General features: G+C 63.2%; 22 protein-coding genes. 14 read left to right on the top strand and 8 right to left on the bottom strand.

Annotated features, from left to right (window positions below; translation table 11 throughout):
* Nucleotides 1-7: 7 nt before the first annotated feature.
* Nucleotides 8-1,210: a pyridoxal phosphate-dependent aminotransferase gene (locus tag ACO06J_RS03360; RefSeq protein WP_421759282.1), complete on the bottom strand. Its 1,203-nt coding sequence runs from the start codon at nucleotides 1,208-1,210 to the stop codon at nucleotides 8-10.
* A gap of 89 nt (nucleotides 1,211-1,299) precedes the next feature.
* Nucleotides 1,300-1,767, bottom strand: a complete 468-nt coding sequence (locus ACO06J_RS03355) for a DUF4864 domain-containing protein (protein ID WP_421759281.1) — start codon at nucleotides 1,765-1,767, stop codon at nucleotides 1,300-1,302.
* 168 nt (nucleotides 1,768-1,935) lie between these two features.
* Between ACO06J_RS03355 and ACO06J_RS03350 the strand changes: the two genes are divergently transcribed.
* From ACO06J_RS03350 to ACO06J_RS03325, 6 genes are all read left to right on the top strand, one after another.
* Nucleotides 1,936-2,349, top strand: a complete 414-nt coding sequence (locus ACO06J_RS03350) for a hypothetical protein (protein WP_421759280.1) — start codon at nucleotides 1,936-1,938, stop codon at nucleotides 2,347-2,349.
* A 130-nt stretch (nucleotides 2,350-2,479) separates the two neighbouring features.
* Nucleotides 2,480-4,387 (top strand): hypothetical protein, encoded by a 1,908-nt coding sequence (locus ACO06J_RS03345; protein WP_421759279.1) that lies wholly within the window; start codon nucleotides 2,480-2,482, stop codon nucleotides 4,385-4,387.
* Between the two features lie 136 nt (nucleotides 4,388-4,523).
* Nucleotides 4,524-4,952 (top strand): CBS domain-containing protein, encoded by a 429-nt coding sequence (locus tag ACO06J_RS03340; protein ID WP_421759278.1) that lies wholly within the window; start codon nucleotides 4,524-4,526, stop codon nucleotides 4,950-4,952.
* Nucleotides 4,953-5,322: 370 nt separating this feature from the next.
* On the top strand, nucleotides 5,323-5,970 hold the full coding sequence (locus ACO06J_RS03335) for a Spy/CpxP family protein refolding chaperone (protein ID WP_421759277.1): 648 nt from the start codon (nucleotides 5,323-5,325) through the stop codon (nucleotides 5,968-5,970).
* A gap of 222 nt (nucleotides 5,971-6,192) precedes the next feature.
* On the top strand, nucleotides 6,193-7,425 hold the full coding sequence (locus tag ACO06J_RS03330; RefSeq protein WP_421759276.1) for an aminotransferase class V-fold PLP-dependent enzyme: 1,233 nt from the start codon (nucleotides 6,193-6,195) through the stop codon (nucleotides 7,423-7,425).
* Nucleotides 7,426-7,449: 24 nt separating this feature from the next.
* Nucleotides 7,450-8,352: a DMT family transporter gene (locus tag ACO06J_RS03325; RefSeq protein ID WP_421759275.1), complete on the top strand. Its 903-nt coding sequence runs from the start codon at nucleotides 7,450-7,452 to the stop codon at nucleotides 8,350-8,352.
* Here the strand turns inward: ACO06J_RS03325 and ACO06J_RS03320 are convergent.
* A complete protein-coding gene (locus ACO06J_RS03320; RefSeq protein ID WP_421759274.1) occupies nucleotides 8,345-8,740 on the bottom strand; it encodes a DUF2147 domain-containing protein in 396 nt (131 codons plus the stop codon). The two genes, ACO06J_RS03325 and ACO06J_RS03320, sit on opposite strands and share 8 nt — an antisense overlap.
* 340 nt (nucleotides 8,741-9,080) lie before the next feature.
* Here ACO06J_RS03320 and ACO06J_RS03315 point away from each other — a divergent pair, with 340 nt between their 5' ends.
* A complete protein-coding gene (locus ACO06J_RS03315; RefSeq protein ID WP_421762441.1) occupies nucleotides 9,081-9,689 on the top strand; it encodes a thymidine kinase in 609 nt (202 codons plus the stop codon).
* Entirely contained in the window at nucleotides 9,679-10,068 is a 390-nt protein-coding gene (locus ACO06J_RS03310) for an acyl-CoA thioesterase (protein ID WP_421759273.1), read from the top strand. The genes ACO06J_RS03315 and ACO06J_RS03310 overlap by 11 nt, the downstream gene beginning before the upstream one ends.
* 4 nt (nucleotides 10,069-10,072) lie before the next feature.
* Here ACO06J_RS03310 and ACO06J_RS03305 read toward each other — a convergent pair whose 3' ends face one another.
* Complete coding sequence (locus tag ACO06J_RS03305; protein ID WP_421759272.1) at nucleotides 10,073-11,074, bottom strand: MerR family transcriptional regulator; 1,002 nt, start codon at nucleotides 11,072-11,074, stop codon at nucleotides 10,073-10,075.
* Between the two features lie 225 nt (nucleotides 11,075-11,299).
* Here ACO06J_RS03305 and ACO06J_RS03300 point away from each other — a divergent pair, with 225 nt between their 5' ends.
* The 3 genes from ACO06J_RS03300 to arfB all read left to right on the top strand — a co-directional run bounded on the left by ACO06J_RS03300 (nucleotide 11,300) and on the right by arfB (nucleotide 13,210).
* Nucleotides 11,300-11,926 (top strand): peptidase inhibitor family I36 protein, encoded by a 627-nt coding sequence (locus tag ACO06J_RS03300; protein WP_421759271.1) that lies wholly within the window; start codon nucleotides 11,300-11,302, stop codon nucleotides 11,924-11,926.
* A 126-nt stretch (nucleotides 11,927-12,052) separates the two neighbouring features.
* Entirely contained in the window at nucleotides 12,053-12,688 is a 636-nt protein-coding gene (locus ACO06J_RS03295) for an SH3 domain-containing protein (protein WP_421759270.1), read from the top strand.
* Between the two features lie 63 nt (nucleotides 12,689-12,751).
* The gene (gene arfB / locus ACO06J_RS03290; RefSeq protein WP_421762440.1) at nucleotides 12,752-13,210 is read left to right on the top strand and encodes an alternative ribosome rescue aminoacyl-tRNA hydrolase ArfB; all 459 of its coding nucleotides are present in this window, start codon (nucleotides 12,752-12,754) and stop codon (nucleotides 13,208-13,210) included.
* A 65-nt stretch (nucleotides 13,211-13,275) separates the two neighbouring features.
* Here arfB and ACO06J_RS03285 read toward each other — a convergent pair whose 3' ends face one another.
* Nucleotides 13,276-13,428 (bottom strand): hypothetical protein, encoded by a 153-nt coding sequence (locus ACO06J_RS03285; RefSeq protein WP_421759269.1) that lies wholly within the window; start codon nucleotides 13,426-13,428, stop codon nucleotides 13,276-13,278.
* Between the two features lie 176 nt (nucleotides 13,429-13,604).
* Here ACO06J_RS03285 and ACO06J_RS03280 point away from each other — a divergent pair, with 176 nt between their 5' ends.
* Entirely contained in the window at nucleotides 13,605-14,285 is a 681-nt protein-coding gene (locus ACO06J_RS03280) for a DsbA family oxidoreductase (protein ID WP_421759268.1), read from the top strand.
* A gap of 111 nt (nucleotides 14,286-14,396) precedes the next feature.
* On the opposite strand, the gene ACO06J_RS03275 is transcribed toward ACO06J_RS03280, so the two are convergent.
* Complete coding sequence (locus tag ACO06J_RS03275; RefSeq protein ID WP_421759267.1) at nucleotides 14,397-15,371, bottom strand: NAD(P)-dependent alcohol dehydrogenase; 975 nt, start codon at nucleotides 15,369-15,371, stop codon at nucleotides 14,397-14,399.
* Nucleotides 15,372-15,632: 261 nt separating this feature from the next.
* Between ACO06J_RS03275 and ACO06J_RS03270 the strand changes: the two genes are divergently transcribed.
* Both ACO06J_RS03270 and ACO06J_RS03265 read left to right on the top strand, forming a co-directional pair.
* Nucleotides 15,633-16,010 (top strand): VOC family protein, encoded by a 378-nt coding sequence (locus tag ACO06J_RS03270; RefSeq protein ID WP_421759266.1) that lies wholly within the window; start codon nucleotides 15,633-15,635, stop codon nucleotides 16,008-16,010.
* Nucleotides 16,011-16,056: 46 nt separating this feature from the next.
* The gene (locus tag ACO06J_RS03265; RefSeq protein WP_421759265.1) at nucleotides 16,057-17,016 is read left to right on the top strand and encodes a homocysteine S-methyltransferase family protein; all 960 of its coding nucleotides are present in this window, start codon (nucleotides 16,057-16,059) and stop codon (nucleotides 17,014-17,016) included.
* 111 nt (nucleotides 17,017-17,127) lie between these two features.
* Here ACO06J_RS03265 and ACO06J_RS03260 read toward each other — a convergent pair whose 3' ends face one another.
* Both ACO06J_RS03260 and ACO06J_RS03255 read right to left on the bottom strand, forming a co-directional pair.
* The gene (locus tag ACO06J_RS03260) at nucleotides 17,128-17,946 is read right to left on the bottom strand and encodes a type ISP restriction/modification enzyme (RefSeq protein ID WP_421759264.1); all 819 of its coding nucleotides are present in this window, start codon (nucleotides 17,944-17,946) and stop codon (nucleotides 17,128-17,130) included.
* A complete protein-coding gene (locus ACO06J_RS03255) occupies nucleotides 17,883-20,357 on the bottom strand; it encodes a type ISP restriction/modification enzyme (protein WP_421759263.1) in 2,475 nt (824 codons plus the stop codon). The genes ACO06J_RS03260 and ACO06J_RS03255 overlap by 64 nt, the downstream gene beginning before the upstream one ends.
* Nucleotides 20,358-20,446: the final 89 nt, after the last annotated feature.

Here is a 20,446-nt window from a genome sequence, read left to right as displayed (position 1 = left end):
CGGCGCCTTAACTCACCCGCGCGCAGAATCCCTGGATGCGCTGCACCGCGTCCTCAAGCTGCGCGTTGCTGGCCGCATAGCTGAGCCGCATATGCCCAGCGAGCCCGAACGCCGAACCGTGCACCAGCGCCACGCCGGTCTCTTCGAGCAGCGCCAGCACGAAATCCGCGTCGGTGGTCAGCGCCCTGCCCCCGCCAGATGTCTTGCCCAGAAGCCGCTTCACCGACGGGAACACATAGAACGCCCCCTCGGGTGTCAGGCAGTCGAGCCCGGTATTGGCGTTGAGCCCGCGCACCACGAGGTCGCGCCGCCCCTGGAACACGTCGCGCCAGCCCTTCAGGAACTCCTGCGGCCCGTTTAGCGCTTCCACTGCCGCCCATTGCGAGATCGAAGACGGATTGGTGGTCGATTGGCTCTGCAGCTTCAGCATCGCGCCCAGGAGCGGCTTGGGGCCGGTGCAATAGCCGATGCGCCAGCCGGTCATGGCATGCGACTTCGACACGCCGTTCATCGTCAGCGTCCGCTCGCGCAGCTTCGGCTCGACCCCGGCAATAGTCGCGAACGTGCCGCCGTCATAGACCAGCACTTCGTAGATATCGTCGGTGAGGATGTGCACGTGCGGGTGCCGCAGCAGCACATCCGCCAGCCGGCGCAATTCATCTGCAGTGTACGCGGCGCCCGTCGGGTTCGAAGGCGTATTGAGGATCAGCCACTTGGTCTTGGGCGTGATCGCCGCTTCCAGCACTTCCGGCTTGAGCTTAAACCCAGTCGAAGCATCCGCCACCGCAAACACCGGGTTCGCATCGCACAACCGCACGATTTCCGGATAGCTCACCCAGTACGGCACCGGGATCACCACTTCGTCACCCGGATTAAGCGTCGCCATCAACGCATTGAAGATGATCTGCTTGCCGCCAGCTGACACAAAGCAGTCTGCTGCCTCGACATCCAGCCCGTTGTCGCGCCGGAACTTCGCCGCTACCGCTTCCTTGAGTTCCGGAATGCCATCGACATTGGTGTAGCGCGTCTTGCCGGAGTTGATCGCCCGGATCGCTGCCTCGCGAACATGCTCTGGCGTATCGAAATCCGGCTCGCCCGCTGCCAGCGAGATCACATCTTTGCCTTCGCGCGCCATATCGGCAGCCTTGCGCGAAATCGCAACGGTTGCAGAGGGTTGGATGCGCCCCAGCGCGTCAGACAGAAAGGCCATGTGATCTACTCCCGGCAAAGTCAGCCGAGACAGATATTTCGCTCACCGCAAATTAGCAATCACTGGACTTGGGGGCATCAGCGTCCCCGTCAGATCCCGATCGCGTTCTGCTTGATCAGTTGCACGCCCTGCACGCGCCACCCGGCCGGCTCTTCAGCCAGCTGGTAGAACGCCTCATAGAGGCTCTGGTCCGTGCCGACAAACTTCACTTTCTGCACGACCACCTTTTCGCCGGTCTTCTCGAACGTGCCAAAACTGTGCGACCGCGACTCCATGATCGGCGCGTAGCCTGACCCGATGATGGCCACAAAGAACGCCTCTGGCGTCGGGAACGCCGCCTGGAACCCCGCACCTGCCCACTTCAACGCGTCCTTGGCATCCTTGTGCCGAAACGCCTCGATCTGGCTGGTGATCACCTCCTGCCAGGGCTCAACGGCGACCACGGCTGGGCCCGCCGCCATCGCCGAATCCTCGGCTTTAGCAGGCATCATCCCAATCACGGCGGGCATCATTCCCACCACCAAAAGCACACGCAAACTGGATACGAGCGAGTTCATCAAGACCTCCTGCGTTCGTCGCGCGCCGATCGGGGTTAATGTCCATTTACCAGTCGGCCACACGATTGCCGCCAAATGGTACGCGCTTCACCACCTAAGCAACGAGAGTTCTGCGCATTCAGATGGCCTTATCACCGCGTTGTGAAGTCGTGAGTGAGGCCACCCAGAATGCGTATCCCCAGCATCGCCAAGTCGAGATTGAAGGCGCGGATCAAATCGAGGAAGCAGGCGATCGCCCTGCTCCCGTCCCCCGCCACTGCCGGAGCGGCCAAAACGACCGCCCACACCGCTCATCCAGCATCGCCCGCAGGCAGCGTCTCCGCCGTCGCCACCATCACGTTCGCCCTCGTTTTCCTCGGCGTCATCGCGGCATTCGCCCTCGGCGCCCTGCCATCGGAAGCGCTGACCTTCGGCGGCAATGTCGAAGCCGGGGTGGTCCTCCTCTTTGTGCCGCTCTGCGCGCTGATTTTTGCTGTACTCGTCGAAGTCATCCGCAGCGCGCTGACCTCAAGCTTTGGCCCGCACCAGTCGCGGGCGGACGGGCCTATCCTGAACTGGCGTCCGGGACACGGTGAGGGCTGAATTCGCGACAGGTTCAACCCCTGCGTTCATCTTGCAGACAGCATTGGTGTGAGACACAATGGCCGGGCCCTCCCCCGGTCATTACTATGTGCCGAGACAGAAGTGTCCCTTCGAGATTGAGGAAATCACCATGACATCATCCTATCCCGCGGCGAGTGCCGTCCGTCGCACCGCCCGGGCCCTCCTTCTGGGCACGATCTTCTCCACCGGCTTTGCGGCCGCCGCCAGCGCGGAAACCCTGACCGTCATCGATATCGCGACGCAGGATGGCGCCGCCTACACGCTCAAGGTCCCATCCATCACCGTCGTCGATGGCAATCTCAGCGAACCCGCGATCCGCACGCTGTTCTCGTCCACCCCCAACGGCGCTCTCGGCGATCTGGCCCACCTCACCGCCAAGTCCATCACCATCCCCGAAATCAGCTTCCAGGCCCTCATTCCGGGCGAAGCCACCCCCACAGTGTTCACCTACCGCGACATCGAACTCAGCGACGTGACCGATGGCGTGGCGACATCGGCCAGCATCGGCGGGGCAGAACTGACGGGCACAGCCAACCTTGTGGCGACGTTCAACGAGATGTCGACCGGCCGCTTCGATATCGGTGGCATGCTCGGCTTTTACGGGCTGACGGCCAACACCGGCTCCACCGAAATGAAGCCCATCTACTCGGACTTCACCTTCGCTGGCGGCAAGATGAGTTCCGACCAGTTCTCCTGCGACATCGGCGCAGCAAAGACCGGCACGTTCAGCGCCCGGCCCCTCAAGCATTCCCTCGCCGAACTCTCGGCGATCAGCGAGCAGCTCCAGGCCGCCGAAAAGGCCAGCACCCCGCCCTCTCCCGAAATAGTAGGGACGCTGATCGGCTTTTACACCGACATGCTGACCGCCTTTTCCTCCGAGCCCGTCACCTTCGACGGCTTCTCGTGCTCGGGTAAGAACGAGACCGGCGCGGCTGTGACCGTCGCGTCCGGCACCATTACCGTCGGCGGCTTCCAGCCCGGCATCTATCCGCCGATCAGCCTCAATGATTTCGATGTGGCCGTCGCCGACGACGGCGAAGTCAAGCTGGGCAACCTCACCTGGAAGCAGATGGACCTCAATGGCCCCATCAAGGTTCTTCAAGCGCCCGGCATTGTCTTTGACGAAGCCTGGTTCGCCGCCAACTGGCGCAAGCTGATCCCCGCCATCGACGGTCTCAGCGCTTCCGACGTCACCTACGACGTCCCCTCGCCGGAAGCCGAAGGCGCCCGCAACACCGGCACGTTCGGCAATTTCGACGTCACGCTGGGCAACTACATCAACGGCATACCTGCCGCCATCTCGCTCGCCCTCGATGGCAGCAACATTCCGCTGCCGCCCGATCTCGCCAACGGCCCTGCTGCGCCCTTGCTTGCCGCTCGCGACATCACCGCCATCAAGAGCGACACGCATGTCAAACTGCACTGGGATGACGCCACGAAGACCATCGTGATCGACGATCTTCTCCTCGACACCGCCGACTTCGGCCGCGTCGCCATCACCGGCACCATCGGCAACGCCACGTCCGATCTGTTCAGCGACAGCGACACAACTGCCCTGACTGCCGCCATGGGCCTGACGGTCCAGACGGTGACAATGGATCTCGAAGACCGTGGTTTCTACGACCTCATGCTGCAGATGACTGCAGCCGAGAGCGGCCAGCCCCTCTCCACCTCGCGCACCGCACTTGCCGGCATGGCACAGGGCATGACCCTCGCCGTCCTCGGTAACGACACCGATTCGCTGGCCGCCGTGGCCGAGATCGGCAAGTTCCTCGCGGGGCAGAACTCGAAGCTTAGTCTGACGATCACCTCCAAGGACGCCGCCGGCATCAGCCTTCTCGATTTCAGCGCCCTCGAGACCAACCCCGCCGCGTTGGCCGGCCGCGTGTCCATCGCCGCTACCGCCAGCGGCGACCCGGTCCCCGTGGCAGAAGTGGCGCCGGCCGCGACCGAACCTGATGCAACCGACACCGAGCAGGAAAAACTCGATCTCAAGGCAGCAGCACCCACTAAGTAGTCACACGCGCTAACCCTTGGTCTTCGCAGCAGTTTTGCTGCGGAGACCACCTGACTGTCCACCGCTGCATCTTTCTGACTATTGTCCTCGTCTCTCTCCGGGCGCACAATGACGACCCGTGAGGAGGACCAATACGATGCAAGTCGACAATATCCTTCAGACCAAAGGCCATGACGTCATCACCGTCGAGGCCGGCGCCCCGCTCTCTGAAGCCGTGCGCATGCTCAACACCCACAAGATCGGTGCCGTCGTCGTCGTCGATGCCAAGGGCAAAGTCGCCGGCATCCTCAGCGAGCGCGACATCGTCCGCCGCCTCGACAAGGACCCGGTGGCACTGCTCGCCTCCCCCGTCCGCAACGCCATGACCGCCAAGGTGATCACCACCACGTCGGCTGCCTCCGTGTCGGACCTGATGGAGCAGATGACCCGCCACCGCATCCGCCACATCCCCATCGTCGACAGCGGCAAGCTGGTCGGCATCGTCTCGATCGGCGACGTCGTCAAACGCAAGATCGAGGAAGCCGAACAGGAAGCCCTGGCCCTCAAGGAATACATCGCCGGTTGACCGTCGAAATTCACGAGGAAGAAGGCCCCCTCACCCGGCCCTTCGGTCCGACCTCTCCCCCAGGGGAGAGGTAAGGCTGAGGCACGATCTAGCCGCCCCACACCTCTCCCTTTGGGGGAGAGGTCGACGCGTAGCGTCGGGTGAGGGGGCCTTTTCTGCGCCGCCTTCGGAAGCGTCGCACTGCGATCCCGGCACCGCAAAGACCGGTTCTGGCCACAGGCTAGGCAAGTTTGCAAAAGCCCCCCAAACCTCACCAAACTCTCCAATCCTTCACCTTCCGGCAACGCTGGGGATAGGCGAAGCGCTCTAGTTTGGTCTGCGTCGGGTTGGGTTGCCCGGCCATTGAGCAAACCACCTAGAGGAGACCACAATGACCCCTACCCGCGCCAGCGCCATCGCCGCGCTTGTTACCGCAATCAGCCTCACCTCGTTCGCCCCCGCTGCCTTCGCCGAAGGCCCGCAGCGCCCCGGCGACAATGGCGGCCAGCGCAATCACCGCATGCTTGAAGCCAAGGCCCAGCCTGGCGGCATGAAGCGCTTCGAACTCGTCGATTTCGCCTGCAACGCCAAGGCCGCCGACCGCATGGATGGCCGCTACGACAAGCTGGCCGAGCGTCTGAAGCTCACCGCCGACCAGCAGAAGTTGTTCGACACCTTCCGCACCACGGCACTCACGGCGCAGACCAAGTTCAACGACACCTGCAGCACCGTGCTGCCGGAAAAGTCTGCCGACAAAGCCCAGCGCCCTGATCCCATCACCCGCATGGAAACTCGCCTGAAGGTCGACGAAGCGCGCCTCGCAGCAATGACCAGCGTCCTCCCCGATCTCAAGGCCTTCTATGCCAGCCTCACCGACGCGCAGAAGCAGCAGCTGACCCGTGGCCATTTCGGCGGCCGCCCCGGTGATGTTGGCGACGCCGGTGATTTCGGCATGCAGCCCCCCGGCGCACCGGGTGCTCCCGGTGGCCCGATGGCTCCTGATATGCCGGCACCGGGCGATGACGGTTTGGACGGTTGACCTTCCTGAGGTGCGATCATTGGGACGAAACTCCCGCGTCACGATCGCACCGCTGACCAGGTGGTGACCGGAGGTCCCATGCCCCCAACCCAGTAATCCGGTCCACCAACCGTTCAATGAAGCCCCGGCCACCCTCGCCGGGGCTTCTTCCTTTTCCCCTGTTGCCCTTGGCGGGGGCGTCGGTTAACCAGATCAGGCCCTGCACACCGAGGCTTGCCCAAAATGACGTCTTCGCTGCCGCTCGATCCTGCCCTCATTCGCGCCGAGTTCCCGGCATTCGAACAACCGAGCCTCGAGGGTTGGGCCTTCTTCGAAAACGCCGGCGGCTCCTATATGTCGCGCCAGGTCTTCGACAAGCTGCAGCACTATTTCCTCGCCACCAAGGTACAGCCCTACGGCTTCTACCTTGCCTCGCGCGAAGCCGGCGCGGCCATGGACCTCTCCTACCGCCGCATGGCTCAGGCCATGAACGTCAGCCAGGAGTGGATCCATTTCGGCCCCTCCACCTCGGCCAACACCTACACGTTGGGCAATGCCTTCGGCGCCTGGCTCAAGGCGGGCGACGCTATCGTCGTCACCAATCAGGACCACGAGGCCAATTCCGGCGCCTGGCGCAAACTGGCCGACCGCGGCATCGTCATCCGCGAGTGGAAAGTCGACCCACAGACCGGCCACCTCGATCCCGCAGCCCTCGACAAGCTGCTCGATTCCAAAGTCCGCGTCGTCTGCTTCCCCCACGCCTCTAACATCGTCGGCGAGATCAACCCCGTCGCCGAGATCGTCCAGAAGGCCAAGAGCTTTGGCGCGGTCACCGTGGTCGATGGCGTCTCCTACGCCCCGCATGGCCTGCCAGACCTCCTCGCGCTTGGTTGCGATATCTACCTGTTCTCCGCCTACAAGGTGTACGGCCCGCATCAGGGCATTATGGCCATCCGTCCCTCGCTGGCCTCAGAGCTCCCCAACCAGGGGCACTTCTTCAACGAGACCCAGCCGCGCAAGCGCCTCGTGCCCGCCGGCCCCGACCACGCGCAGATCGCCGCGTCTTCAGGTGTCGTCGACTATCTGGAGCGCGTCGCCGCCCTCGCGCCGGATACCCCCGGCGCCACCCCGTTCGTCAAAGCCCACAACGCCATGCGCGCCCAGGAAGTGGCGCTCCTCGAGCCGCTCCTCGATTTCCTTCGGTCGAAAAATAACGTCCGCCTCATCGGCCCATCCGACCCGAACCTGCGCGCCCCGACCATCGCCCTCGGCCTCAACGAACTGGCGGTCACCGTTGCCGACCGTCTGGCCAAGCACAAGATCATGGCCGGTGGCGGGCACTTTTATGCCTATCGCCTGCTCGAGGGCCTCGGCATCAATCCTGGCCACGGCGTGCTCCGGCTCTCGTTCACCCACTACACCAGCCCGGCGGAGATCGATCAGCTGATCGCCGCCCTCGACGTCGAACTGAAGTAAGGCGCCGCCAGCCTTCATTCCCTGATGTCCCGCCCTGTCGCCGTCCTGTTGATGCTGCTCGCCACCGCGATCTGGGGGCTCGCCTTCGTGTCGCAAAAATCCGCCATGGAGAGCATGGGCCCGCTGACTTTTTCAGCCGCCCGCCTCTGGCTCGGCGCCCTCGCGCTCTCCCCGCTGGCGCTCCTGGAATACCGTCGGAAGCGGCCCAACGGCCCTGCCCTCACGCGGCGCCAATGGGGGCTCGTTGTCCTCCTGAGCGGAGTTTTCCTCTGCGCTTCGCTGCTGCAGCAATATGGCCTGCTGTTCACCACCGTCACCAACGGTGGCTTCCTCACGTCCCTCTATGTGCTCACGGTACCCATCATCGCCTGGGTTGCGCTCCGGCACCGTCCCCACCCGGTCATTTATGCCGGCGCACCCCTGGCTCTCCTCGGCATCTACATGCTGAACGGCGGCCTCGATGCCTTCAACCTTGGCGACGTCCTGCTCATCGTCAGCGCCGTGTTCTGGGGCGGGCACGTCTTTCTTGTCGGGCTCCTCGCCCGCGATACCGGACTGCCGGTTGTGATTTCAGCGCTGAGCTTCGGCCTCACCGCCATTCCCATCACCATTCTCTGCTTTGCTTTTGAAACGCCGACGCTCGCCGGCATGGCTGGCGGCTGGGTGCAGATCGCCTATGCCGGGCTGCTCTCGACGGGCGTGGCCTACACGCTGCAGGCCATAGGCCAGCAACACGTCCCATCCTCGAACGCCGCCATCATTCTCTCGTCGGAAAGCCTGTTCGCGGCGCTCGCTGGCGCACTGCTCCTCAACGAACGCCTGAGCATTCTCGGCTATGCGGGCGCAGCGCTTATCTTTTGCGCCATCATCCTCGTCGAAGCCGTGCCGGCGCTCAATGCGCGCCGGGCCCGGCCCGCCGCTACTTGATCCGATTGAGCTTGATCGTCTTGCACACCACCAGATAGGCGCAACCGCTCATTTCGAGCACGTCGGGCCCCTTGAGCGTGAAGGTCGCGTCCGCCGTCTGCCCGAAGAGGTTCAGCTGGCCTTGCCAGCTCTTGTCACCCTTGGGCTTAGCCCCATCGACGATATTTTTGCCCAGATACGGCCGGTTCTTGGGCTTGTCCGCTCCGGCGCGCAGCGCCACCAATTGCAGGCACAAGCGCTGTTGGTCGTCTCCGCAAAGCGTCGCCTGATAATCGGATTCCTTGTTGTCCGGCTGCCAGACCCCGACCACCGATGTGTCTACCGCCAATGCCGGCGCCGACAGCCCAGCCACCAGGGCCAGCGCCCCCATTACCTTGAAAACCTGCATGACTTGCTCTCCAAGTACCCTTGCGAGTGCCCACCCGTATCGCTTGGCTAGTCGCACATAGTGACGTGAATATGATCGCCGCGCGTCACATGAGTGTCACGTCTTAACAATAACTTACCAATACTCGGGTTGTCCCCCAACACCTCGGGTTTTTGCCGGCCGCTCCCGCCAACACTTGCGGCCGGAAACTTCCTGCGGGGCCACTGACGCCGCCAACCGTCCGCCCCGCGCCGATCCTATCTCGGCATCTGATCGGCCGCCCCCGCCAGGCGGCCGATTTTTTGTTGAGAGTGCCGCTTTGTCCTCGCAGCCGGGGCGCGGCTACGGCACAAAGGCCGCCATGGCCAAGCTCTACTTTTCCTACTCCACCATGAACGCCGGCAAGTCGACGCTGCTGCTGCAGGCATCCTATAACTATGTCGAGCGCGGCATGCGCACGCTGCTCTTCACCTCCTCGCTCTATGCCGAGGGCGATGTCGGGGTCATCTCCTCGCGCATCGGCATTTCTGCCCCTGCCGAAATGTTCAACAGCGAGGACGATCTGTTCCAGCGCATCAACGATCACGTCCAGGAATCAAAGATCGATTGCGTCTTTGTCGACGAAGCCCAGTTCCTCACTGCTGATCAGGTCTGGCAACTGGCGCGCGTCAGCGACCGCCTCGATATCCCGGTCATGTGTTTTGGGCTCCGCACCGATTTCCAGGGTAAGCTCTTCCCCGGCTCCTCCGAGCTTCTCGCCGTCGCCGATGAGCTGCGCGAGATTCGCACCATCTGCCACTGCGGCCGCAAGGCCACCATGGTGGTCCGCCGCAATACCGATGGTGGCGTGCTCACCGAAGGCAACCAGGTGTCGATCGAAAAGTCTGTCTATGTCTCGCTCTGCAGGCGACACTGGGAAGAAGAAATTGGCCGCTGGCCGCCCAAGGGACCGCTCCACCATGACCACTGATCTCGCCCCCGAGCCCGTCGGCACCCTCACCATCCGGACCCTCGCCATGCCCGCCGATACCAACCCGGCAGGCGATATCTTCGGCGGCTGGGTGATGAGCCAGATGGATCTTGCCGGCGCCATCGCCGCCGTCGAAGTGGCGCGCGGCCGCGTCGCTACCGTCGCCGTCGAAGCGATGACCTTCATCGCCCCGGTCAAGGTCGGCGATATCCTTTGCGTCTACACTCACGTTGAGCGCATCGGGAACACTTCGGTCACCATCAGCCTCGAAGCCTGGGCCCGTCGCAACCGCATCGCCGACCGCGTCAAGGTCACCGACGGCCGCTTCATCTACGTCGCTCTTGATGAAGCCGGCAACAAGCGCCCCATCCCCCGCTGACCGCTCACCCCACCTGCGGCCGAAAAGCCACCACACCCGCAGTCCTCGCCCGCACCTCTGGCGTCGCGAGGCACATCTCCAGCGCCTCGTATCCCGGCGCACCCGGATAGGGCTGCACCAGTATTGGCGGACTGTGATTAGCCGGGCAGTAAAGGATCGCCTCGCCGGCCCCCACCGCTGCGAGATCCAGAATGGCACTCGACCGCGTCATCAGGAACAGCGGCCGCGCCCCGGCCCCACCCGCCCGCAGGTATCCAATCACCGCCTCCTGTGTCGCCTGGTCCAGCCCGTCCTCGACCATGTCGACCACCACCGCGGTGGCGCCCTCAACATCGATCCCCTGTAGCAGAGCCACCAGGGCATCCGACACAGTAGCGCCCTCCTCGAGGAGCCACCCCAGAGCCCGATCGACAGCCGCGCTATTGCCTGCGTTACCGCGCTTGCGCTCCAGCCCGAGGAACACTCCATCCGGCAGTTCCTCTGCAATCCGCTTCGCCAGCCGTGTCTTGCCACTTCCCAATGGGCCAACAATGTAGGTGATCGGCCGCAGCGTATTGAGCTCGAACCACTCCCCGCCCCACGGCCACGGCAGCGCAAATCCAACACCAACTGGCCCCAGCTTCCCCAGCGCCTCGACAATCTCAACGACCGCCGGCCGCTCTCCCTCAGCCAGTCGCGCCCGCAGGCGCCGCAGATTTTCGATCGCCAATCCCAGATGGCCGGCGTCCCCCTCCAGCTTAGCCTGGTGCGCCGCCAGTACTGCCTCGAGCTCGGCGGGATTGCCTGCCAAGACGCGACTGACTTGAGCGAGGCTCAATCCAATCCCTCGCAGCGCCACCACCTCTGCAGCACGCTCCATGTCCTCCGGCCCATAAGCCCGCCACCCGGCGGCGGTGCGCCCCGGCGTCACAAGGCCACGCTGTTCATAGAGCCGCAGCGCCTTGGCCGAGACCCCAAGGCGCGCCGCCGCGGCAGACGAACTCAGGTATTGAGCAGAAGAACGCACGACTCACCTCGTTAGTGATTGACGGGCATATCCATCCGTCCTGTCCCAGGGGCCGGGTCAACCCCCGCCATTTATATCGATTTCCCCCGCGCCCAGGCGTATGACTGCTTTGCCGATGCCAACGTCTGGACGCCCACCGATTGGGCGACGCGGGACTTGGCGGGAAGAGACTAGGGAATTATTCCGCGCGGCAGACCACTGCCTGCGCCCAGAGGGAACAGCATCATGAAATCGATCTTCAAACTGGCCGCCGCTGCCGTCGCGCTGCTGGTGGGCCTGTCCGTGGCGCCGGCCTTTGCCGCCAACGCCTATGTCAACCAGACATCCAGCGTCTACAAGAAGGCCACCAGTTCCTCGGTTGTCATCAAGACCATCGGCAAAGGTTCGCTGGTGACCGTTCTGGACTGCCAGGGCAACTATTGCCTGCTGCAGCTGCCCGGCCCCGACGGCTGGATCAAGCAGAGCCGCCTGAGCGGCCTCAAGGGCGGCAAGCCCTCCTCCAACGTCCCGTTCAGTTTCGGCCTCAGCATTGGCGGCAACGGCAAACCCTCGATCTCCATCGGCATCGGCAACAACGATGAGCCCCCGGTGATCGTCGAAGAAGACAAGGTTTGCTTCTACAAGGGCGTCAACTTCACCGGCAGCAGCTTCTGCGTCGAGCCCGGCGACTCCGATGACGGCCTGACCGGCAGCTGGGATGACAACATCTCCTCGATCAAGGTCTACGGCGAAGCCGAAGTGACCGTCTGCAGCGACGAAGATCTGGACGGCATCTGCGCCAACATCCACTCGTCCAAGAAGTCGCTCCCCGGCGCGCTCGACGACGAAATTTCGTCCTACGAAGTCAACTGACCTCATATTTCGCCAGACATGAAGCGCCGTCCCCCAGGGCGGCGCTTTACTTTTGCCGAGGGGGAACCAGAGGCATTGGCGTGCGTTTGATCCATGCGGGAAGGTAATTCATTCCAAGGAACAAACATGACCCCCATCAAATCCCTCGGCTCAGTCGCAGTGCTGTTTGCCACGCTCCTCACGCCGTCGCTCGCGCAGGCTGCCACCGCCACCAGCGCTGTTAACGTCCGCAGCGCGCCCGTGAACGGCGCCATCGTTGACACCCTCCGTCCCGGCCAGCAGGTCGAAATCGACCGCTGCCAGTCGAACGGCTGGTGCTACGTGATCAAGTCCGGCCCCGACGGCTGGGTCTCGGCCAATTACCTCAGCAATGACGGCGAAGACGATGCCCTTCCGTCACGTCCGTCGCGCCCCAGCGCTGATGTCAGCATCGGATTCTCGGTTCCCGGCTTCAGCTTCCAGATCGGCAATGGCGGCTTCGACATCCGTCCCGATCGTCCGACACGTCCCGGCCGCAACGACCAGGTCTGCTTCTACGAGGACAACAACTTCCGTGGTGACAGCTTCTGCGCCCGCCCCGGTGAGCGCCTGAGCAGCATCGGCAACTGGAACGACGAGATTTCCTCGATCCGCGTCCGCGGCAATGCCGAGGCTCTCGTCTGCCAGGACAACAACTTCCGCGGCCGTTGTGTCGTCGTCACGCGCGACATCCGCAGCCTCGGCTCGGCCAACGACCAGATCTCCTCGATCCGCGTCCGCTAACCTCTGCCAATCGGGCGCCGCCTCACCGGCGGCGCCCCTCACATTTGACACGTCCTGTGTTAGATTGCGCTCCGCACCGGAGCCCGCGCCATTTCCGAATCCATTCCCATAACCGAAACGCTGAGCCTGCCGGTCAGCGAACTCGATATCACCTACACCCGCAGCCCCGGCCCAGGCGGACAGAACGTCAACAAGGTGTCGAGCGCCGCGCAGCTCCGCTTTGACCTGAAGCACTCCCCCTCGCTCCCCGATGCGGTCAAAATCCGCGCCGCCGAACTCGCCGGCAGCCGCTTCACCAAGGACGGCGAGATCGTCATCTTCGCCGCCCGCTTCCGCGCCCAGCCGAAGAACCGCGAAGACGCCATCAATCGGCTGGTCGAACTGCTGCGCGCCGCCAGCATCCGCCCGAAATTCCGCACGCCCACCCGCCCCACCCTCGGCTCAAAGAAACGCCGGCTGGAAACCAAGGTTCAACGAAGCGCCACCAAACGCGCCCGCAGCGGCAAGGTTGCGCTGGACTAACCTAGTTTCCCTCTCCCCTTGAGGGAGAGGGTGGCGCGCAGCGCCGGGTGAGGGGAAGTTCCCCCCTACAGCGTCAGCGGCACTTTCGGCACCATGTTGCCCACCAGCATCAACACCGCCAGCGTGCACAGGAACCCCGCACTGAGCGCGATCAGCTTGACCTGCATCGCACCAACGACCGCTCGCGCCGGGGGACCCGGCGGCATATTGGATGGCATGATCGGGGAAACCTTCCGGTTGAGGCGCGATCCTCGCGCCAAACCACGTTACGCCCTGCGCGACCCGATCCCTAGCGCATTCGCCCGCAGCGGCGGCTATACGTGCCAGTTGCGCTAGATCAACCTGTTGCCGACCATCCTTGCTAGTGTCGCCCCACACCCCACGTGAGCCACCCATGTCCACCATCCACGTCACCTACTTTTCCGATGTCCTCTGCGTCTGGGCCTATGTGGCGCAGCCGCGCCTTGAAGAACTCAAGCTCCAGCATGGTCACCAGATCGCGCTCGAATATCGCTTCTGCTCGGTCTTCGGCGACGCGCATTTCAAGCTCGATACCGCCTGGCGCGAGCGCGACGGCTTTGCCGGCTATGCCCGTCACGTGCAGACCACCGTCGAGCGCTTCGGCGCGCCGCTCCACCCCGACACCTGGCTGCGCACCCGCCCCGCCTCCTCGATGAGCCCGCACCTGTTCCTGCGCGCCATCATGGATTGGGAGCGCGAAGTGGTGGGCCCCGCCGGCGCCCTCGATCGCTCCGAACAGGCAATCTGGGCCCTGCGCAAGGGCTTTTTCGCCGATGGCCACGACATCGGCCGCCATCAGGTGCAGCGCGCCCTGGTCGCCCCGCTTGGCATCGACCTCGACGCCGTCGAACACCGCATTCTCTCCGGCTCCGCCTTCGCCAGCCTCGCCGCCGACTACCAGGAAGCCGAGAAATCCCGCGTCGAAGGCAGCCCCACCTTCATCCTCAACAACGGCCGCCAGAAGCTCTACGGCAATATCGGCTTCCGCATCCTCGACGCCAACATCCGAGAACTCCTGCGCCACCCCAACGCCGACGAAGCCAGCTGGTGCTGAGCCAGGCGCCGGCCCTGATCCTCCCCTGTCGAAGACGGGGGAGGGGGACCGCCGAAGGCGGTGGAGGGGGCGCGCCCCACGCTCGGTGTCTTGCCCCTCACCCAGCCCGCCCTACCCCGCCACCCGCAGCACCACGTTCCCCCGCTTGCGCCCACTATCCACATACCGATGCGCCTCAACGATCTGATCCAGCTCATATGTCCTGTCGATCACCGGCCGCAGCGCCCCCGCCTGCGCCAGGTCGATCGCGAAGGCCACGTCGGCGCTAGTCGGGGTGAAGCTGATCGGCAGCACCCGCGTGACGCTCCGCCGTCCGTTCTTTTTGGCATTCAGCATGCCCTCGAGGTCGACAATCACAAGCAGCAGCGTTCCGCCCGGCTTCAGCGCAGCGCCTGCCCGCTCGAACGGCGCGTTGCCGACACACTCGAAGATCACGTCGTAGCGTTCTCCGCTGGCAGCGAAATCCGTCTCTGCATAGTCGATCACCAGATCGGCTCCGAGGCTGCGCACCAGCTCGGCATTGCCTGCGCTGGTCACCGCCGTCACCACCGCGCCAAAATGCTTGGCGACCTGCACTGCCGCGCTCCCCACCGCGCCGGACGCGCCATTGACCAGCACCGCATCCCCCGGCTTGATCGGGCAGCGCCGGATGCACTCGGACACCGTATGCCCGCCGAACACCAGCGCCACCGCATCCTCAAAGCTCATCTCCGCCGGTTTTGCCACCAGCGCTGCATCCTGTTTGAGGCACACGTATTCGCCGTGCCCGCCAAAGTGCACACCGGTCAGCCCCACCACGGCATCGCCAGGGCTGAACCGCCTCACGCCGGCACCCACACCCTCCACTACGCCCGTCACATCCATCCCGAGGATCTTCTTGCGCGGCGCGAACACCCCCAGCACCAGCGGCCCAAAGAACCCTAGCCCCTTGGGCAGGTCCCGTGCCCGCATCCGGTGGTCCGCCACGCTGACGGTTGAGGCCATCACCTTGATCAGCACCTCTCCGGCCTGCGGCACCGGCTTCGGCACCTCCTCGATCCGCACCACCTCCGGCCCGCCAAATCGCCGATACACCGCCGCCCGCATCGCCTGCCCCTCCAGATCACGATGCAGATCAGATGGGGACCGCGCCGCAGATTGCAATTGTGTGCGGCACCGCATCGGTCAATTGCCGCTAGGAGTGTGACCGGGTGGAGATCTTCCGACCTGACCCGCACCCCACCCTCATGCCAGCGGCAACGCCCCTGAGCTTGTGTCGGCCGCTGGCGCGCCACTGGCGACATCGTTGCCTCGTTGGCGGTGGAGTCCTACAATCACTGCGCTCAACGTCATGCGAGGAGGCATGCCATGTTGTCACAGCGCAGTGTATACCCCACCATCCCGGCGTCAGACCTATCCCGCGCCCAGCGATGGTACGAAGAAAAGCTCGGAATGAAGCCGAGGCTCGTCGAGCCGATGGGCGCGATTTATGACGCCGGCGGCGGAACAGGCTTTCTCCTCTACCCGACATCCAATGCGGGTCAGGCCCCCAACACATTGATGACCTTTTCCTCAACGGACGTTCACGCCGACGTCGTTGCTCTTCGTGCACGCGGCGTCGTGTTCGAGAACTATGACTTTCCGGGCCTGAAGACTGTGGACGGCGTAGCCAAGTTCGGCGATCGCGAAGCGGCGTGGTTCCGGGACTCGGAGGGCAACATCCTTGCCTTGGGAAGTCGGGACTAGGGGAGCCGGTACGGGCTCGGTCATCTGCATTGCCGGGGAGGCGGGTGTGACGAGACGACGTGAACCACTGCCGCAGTTGAGTGGCACGCGCTACCTTACGGACGGTGGCGTCGAGACGCACCTGATCTTCAACGAGGGGCACGAATTGCCGCAATTCTGCGCGTTTGTGCTCAACGACAGCGAGGCCGGCCGCGAGGCGATGCGTGACTACTACCGTGCATACCTGCCGATCGCCCGGCGTGCCGGCCTGCCGTTCCTGTTTGATACCAATACCTGGCGGGCCAATCCCGATTGGGGTGCGCTGGTCGGTTATGACGCTAGCGGCTTGAGCCACGCCATTCGCACGTCGGTCTCTGTCTGCGAGGAGGTTGCGGCCGAGTTCGCTTCAGAGGGCGTGAGTTCCATCATCTCTGGCATGATGGGCCCGCGGCGGGATGCCTGGAAGTATGATGCGGTCATGACGATCGGTGAGGCGGTGGATTACCACGCGCCGCAAATCGAGATATTTGCCGACACCTCAGCAGCCTATGTGACCTGCCTGACGCTGACGAATGTTCCGGAAGGTGTCGGCATTGCCCGGGCCGCCGAAGCTGCAGGAATGCCGGTTGTCCTGTCCTTCACCCTTGAGACCGATGGCAACCTGCCCGGCGGGAAGCTCCTGCGGGAAGCGATCTCCGAGACGGACGACCTCACCGGCGGCTACCCCGCCTACTACATGATCAACTGCGCGCATCCGGTGCACTTCGACAGGTTGGCTGCGGCCGACACGGCAGGGCTCGCAAGAGTGATGGGACTTCGGACGAACGCCAGTGCGAAGAGCCATGCGGAACTCGACGAGTCCCCAACGCTTGATCGTGGCGACCCGCAGGACCTGGCTCGCCGCTATGCTGGCCTGCTCGGCTTGATGCCGCAAATCAGAGTCATCGGGGGCTGCTGCGGGACCGACCACCATCACATCTCGGCCGTCGTCGATCAGCTTGCCATGCAAACGCAGGGACCGCGATAGGCGGTGAGGGGTCCACTGATCCTCCCCTGTCGAAGACGGGGGAGGGGGACCAGCGAAGCTGGTGGAGGGGGCGCCCCAAGCTCCGTGCTTCCCTGCTCCCCCCAGCCCGCCCTACCGTCGCACTCGCTTCATCGCCTCGGTGATCGCCACCGTCTCGACACTCACCCGCGTCACCCGCCCGATCAGGTCGATCACCTTCTCCTTGTAGTCGGCAAAGCGGTAGGTGTTGAACTTCTCGCGGATCGTCGGGTCCTTGGGCGTCTTTTCCTTGTACTGGTCGAGGATCCACTCGACGCCCGAGCGATTGCCGAGCTTGTAGGTCCACACCTCTGGCGGAATCCCGCTGAGCTCGGTCTCGCTGTCGAGCCGTATGGTGCCATTGTCCTTGTCGGCCTTCAGCATCGCCTTGGGCTTGACGCCCGCCGCCTTGGCCCGCTCGTCCACCACATCGGCCCGCCGCACCGGCCAGGGCTCCACACTCTCGTAGCCGATATGCAGCGCCATCAGCCGCTCGCCCCAGCCCACCCAGCTCCAGAAATCGCGATAGAACGGAATGCGCGGAAACTCGCGCTTGAGGTTCAGCGCATATGTCTCGCGGTAAACCGGGTCATGCAGCACGGCATAGACGTAGTGGAAAATGTCATCCTTGCTCAGCTGCCGCCGCTCCTTCTTCCCCCTCTCCCCTCCGGGGAGAGGGTCGGGGTGAGGGGCAGTCGCGACGGATGAGGCCTGATCCTCCCCCGCCTGCGGGGGAGGACCAGCGGAGCTGGTGGAGGGGGCGGCAACAGGCTCAGAGTCCTCCGCTCCACCCTCGCCCCGCGCCGGATCAAGCCCCCCATTGACCCCATACGCCTTCTGGAACTGCTTCAGGCCCCAGTCGGTGATGTTGTCGATGCGGGTGCCGTCTTTAGTGAAACGGAAGCGGGCCACTTGCTGATAGGCGTCGATTGCCGCGCCGAAATGAAGTCAGCAGGACCATCGGTCGCAAGAATGCACGTACCCGTCCTCGAGCCCTTGTCGTTGAAAGCGATTGCACGGTTTTCTTCACCAAGGGGAAACATGCTCGAAAGCGATCCCAACTCATCGACAAAGAGAGGTGACTGGTAGAACCAGCGCGAAGCAAACGGACGATAGTTTGCTCGGCGGAGTCTCACACCATCAAACAGCTCGCGTCGGCCTTGCGACAGTCTCCGCTTGAGATTTCTTGACCACTTGATCGGCGCCGAGAATTCCTTCGAATCTGCGGGAACCGCGCTGTACCTGTCAGTCAGTAATTGCGCCTTGTTAGCTCCATCCGTCTCGGTTGTTGAGTATATCCACTCGTCTCGGTTTGTTGAGATACCAAGCGAGTAGTCCTTGAAGATCGCACGTTCGCGCGATGGCCAAGTGGTAGTCTTGGTTTCTTTATCGCCAATGGGTGCGAGGCCGTCCCAATCGTTCTCGGATTGCCCTACCCAGCTGTTTTGCTTGTCCGGCTCGATACGTTCAAACCCGAGCGTTTCCAACTTGGAGTTCGAGGGGAACGACAGCTTCTCTTCGGCGGTATCCAACTCAGGCCTTTGGAGGTACGCGATCCGAGCGCGAACTGCTCTTGACCTGCCTCGCTTCACCAAGAAGGAAATGGCGACACCGGTCTGGATACCGAACACATTGTGCTTTGTGCCAGACAGCTTTGGATTGGCGCGAACATCCCCGCCCAGGTCGACGACATAGATTTCGGAAAAGTCTTCTGCCAGCACCTTCCGAAAACCATCGAATGTTCGACTGTCGATAAACTTGCGATTGGTCACAAACGCAAGCACGCCCTCATCGCCTAACCGATCGCTCGCCCAGCGGAAGAACCGCGCATACATGTCGTAGAGCTTGGTCTTTTGCGCTGTGCTCTGCGCGATGTAGGTCGATTTGATCGCCGCATCGATGTGCGGATAGGTCCGGTTCTTGTTGTTGTCGTTCTCGTTCTGCTGGTTGGCGTTGTAGGGCGGGTTGCCGATGATCACCGAAATCTTGCGCCGATTCTGCCGCTTCACCCGCTCGATGTTCTCGTCCGATAGCCCGGCAAACAGATCATGCTGGTGGCCGCGCTTGACGCCCAGCCCGCCGATATTGTCCAGCGTGTCCACAAAGCAGAGATTGGGGAACTCGGCATATTGGCCGGTGATCGCGGCATACGTCGCCTCGATGTTGAGGTTGGCGACATAGTAGGGAAGGATAGCCACCTCGTTGGCGTGCAGCTCCTCCTTGTACTTTTTCTTGAGCTTGTCCGGCTGGCCGCGAAAATGCTCCAGCAGTTCGCAGATGAAGGTGCCGGTGCCCGTCGCAGGGTCGAGGATTTCGACGCCCTCGTCGATCAGCGCCTTGCCGAAATGCTTCTGGGTCAGCCAGTCGGCACCATCGATCATGAACTTCACGATCTCGTTGGGCGTATAGACCACCCCGAGCGTATCGGCCTTCTTCTTGTCGTAGACCTTATAGAAATTCTCGTAGATGACCTTGAGAAAGCTCTGCTTTTCGCTGTGCCTGGTGATCAGTGCCGCCGTCGAGCGGATCGTCGCGTAATAGGGCTGGATCGCTGCCAGCGTGTCGCGCTTGATCGCCCCGGTGAAGAACTCCGCCTCCAGCCGATAGAGCTCCTTGGCGATGTTGTTCTCGCGGTGGAAATCGCCCTCGTTGAACACATGGGCGAAGATTTCCTCGGTGAGGATGTGCTGGATCAGCATCTCGCGCACATCGGCTTCCCCGAGCGTGGGGTTGATGGTGTCCTTGGCGTGGGCAAGAAATACGTCAGCCGCCGTCTTGAACCCGGGATTTGTCGCATAGGCGCTGTCGATCTTGCCGCGCAGCGCCTCCAGCACATCAGGCAGGTCGGTCTTGAACTGCGCTACGGCCTTCCGGAACTCGTGGATTTCCGGCCGCTCGTGCTCGAAGAACAGCTTCAAGAGCCGCAGCAGTTCGTCGCCCTCGGTCATCTTGCAGCGCATCACAGGCTGGCGGTTCTGGATCAGCACGGCCTCGCGCGAATCCTCGAAGATGATGTTGTCCTGCGGGTAGCCCTTCTTGAGTTTTTTCTCGATCTCCTCATCGAGATCGTCGGACTCGTCCTTGGCTTCCCAATAGCCCAGAGGCACCCTCAGATCGTGGAGGATCGTGCCATCGGGCCGGATGCGGTTCTTCTGCGGCGAGGCGAACTCATATTGCGCGATGAACTGCAGGTTCTTCTGGCGCGACCAAGCTTTCAATAAGTCCTTGAAAGCTTCGCTGATGACGCCTTCCGTTGACGTGCCGGAAAACTTGCGGAGCCGGTCAATCTCGTTGAAGTAATCTTGAACTAACTGCCGGCTCATGCCCGATCCCCACTCAGAGATCAGCTACAGCACACACCGCCCCACCCCAGCAACCCCTACCCCGCCACCCGCAGCACCACGTTCCCTCG

Origin of the sequence: Devosia sp., from assembly GCF_965229025.1 — a bacterium.
Taxonomy (GTDB): Bacteria; Pseudomonadota; Alphaproteobacteria; order Rhizobiales; family Devosiaceae; genus Devosia_A.
Note: the sequence above shows the minus strand (reverse complement) of the source record. Positions and strands in the feature narration are given on the sequence as shown.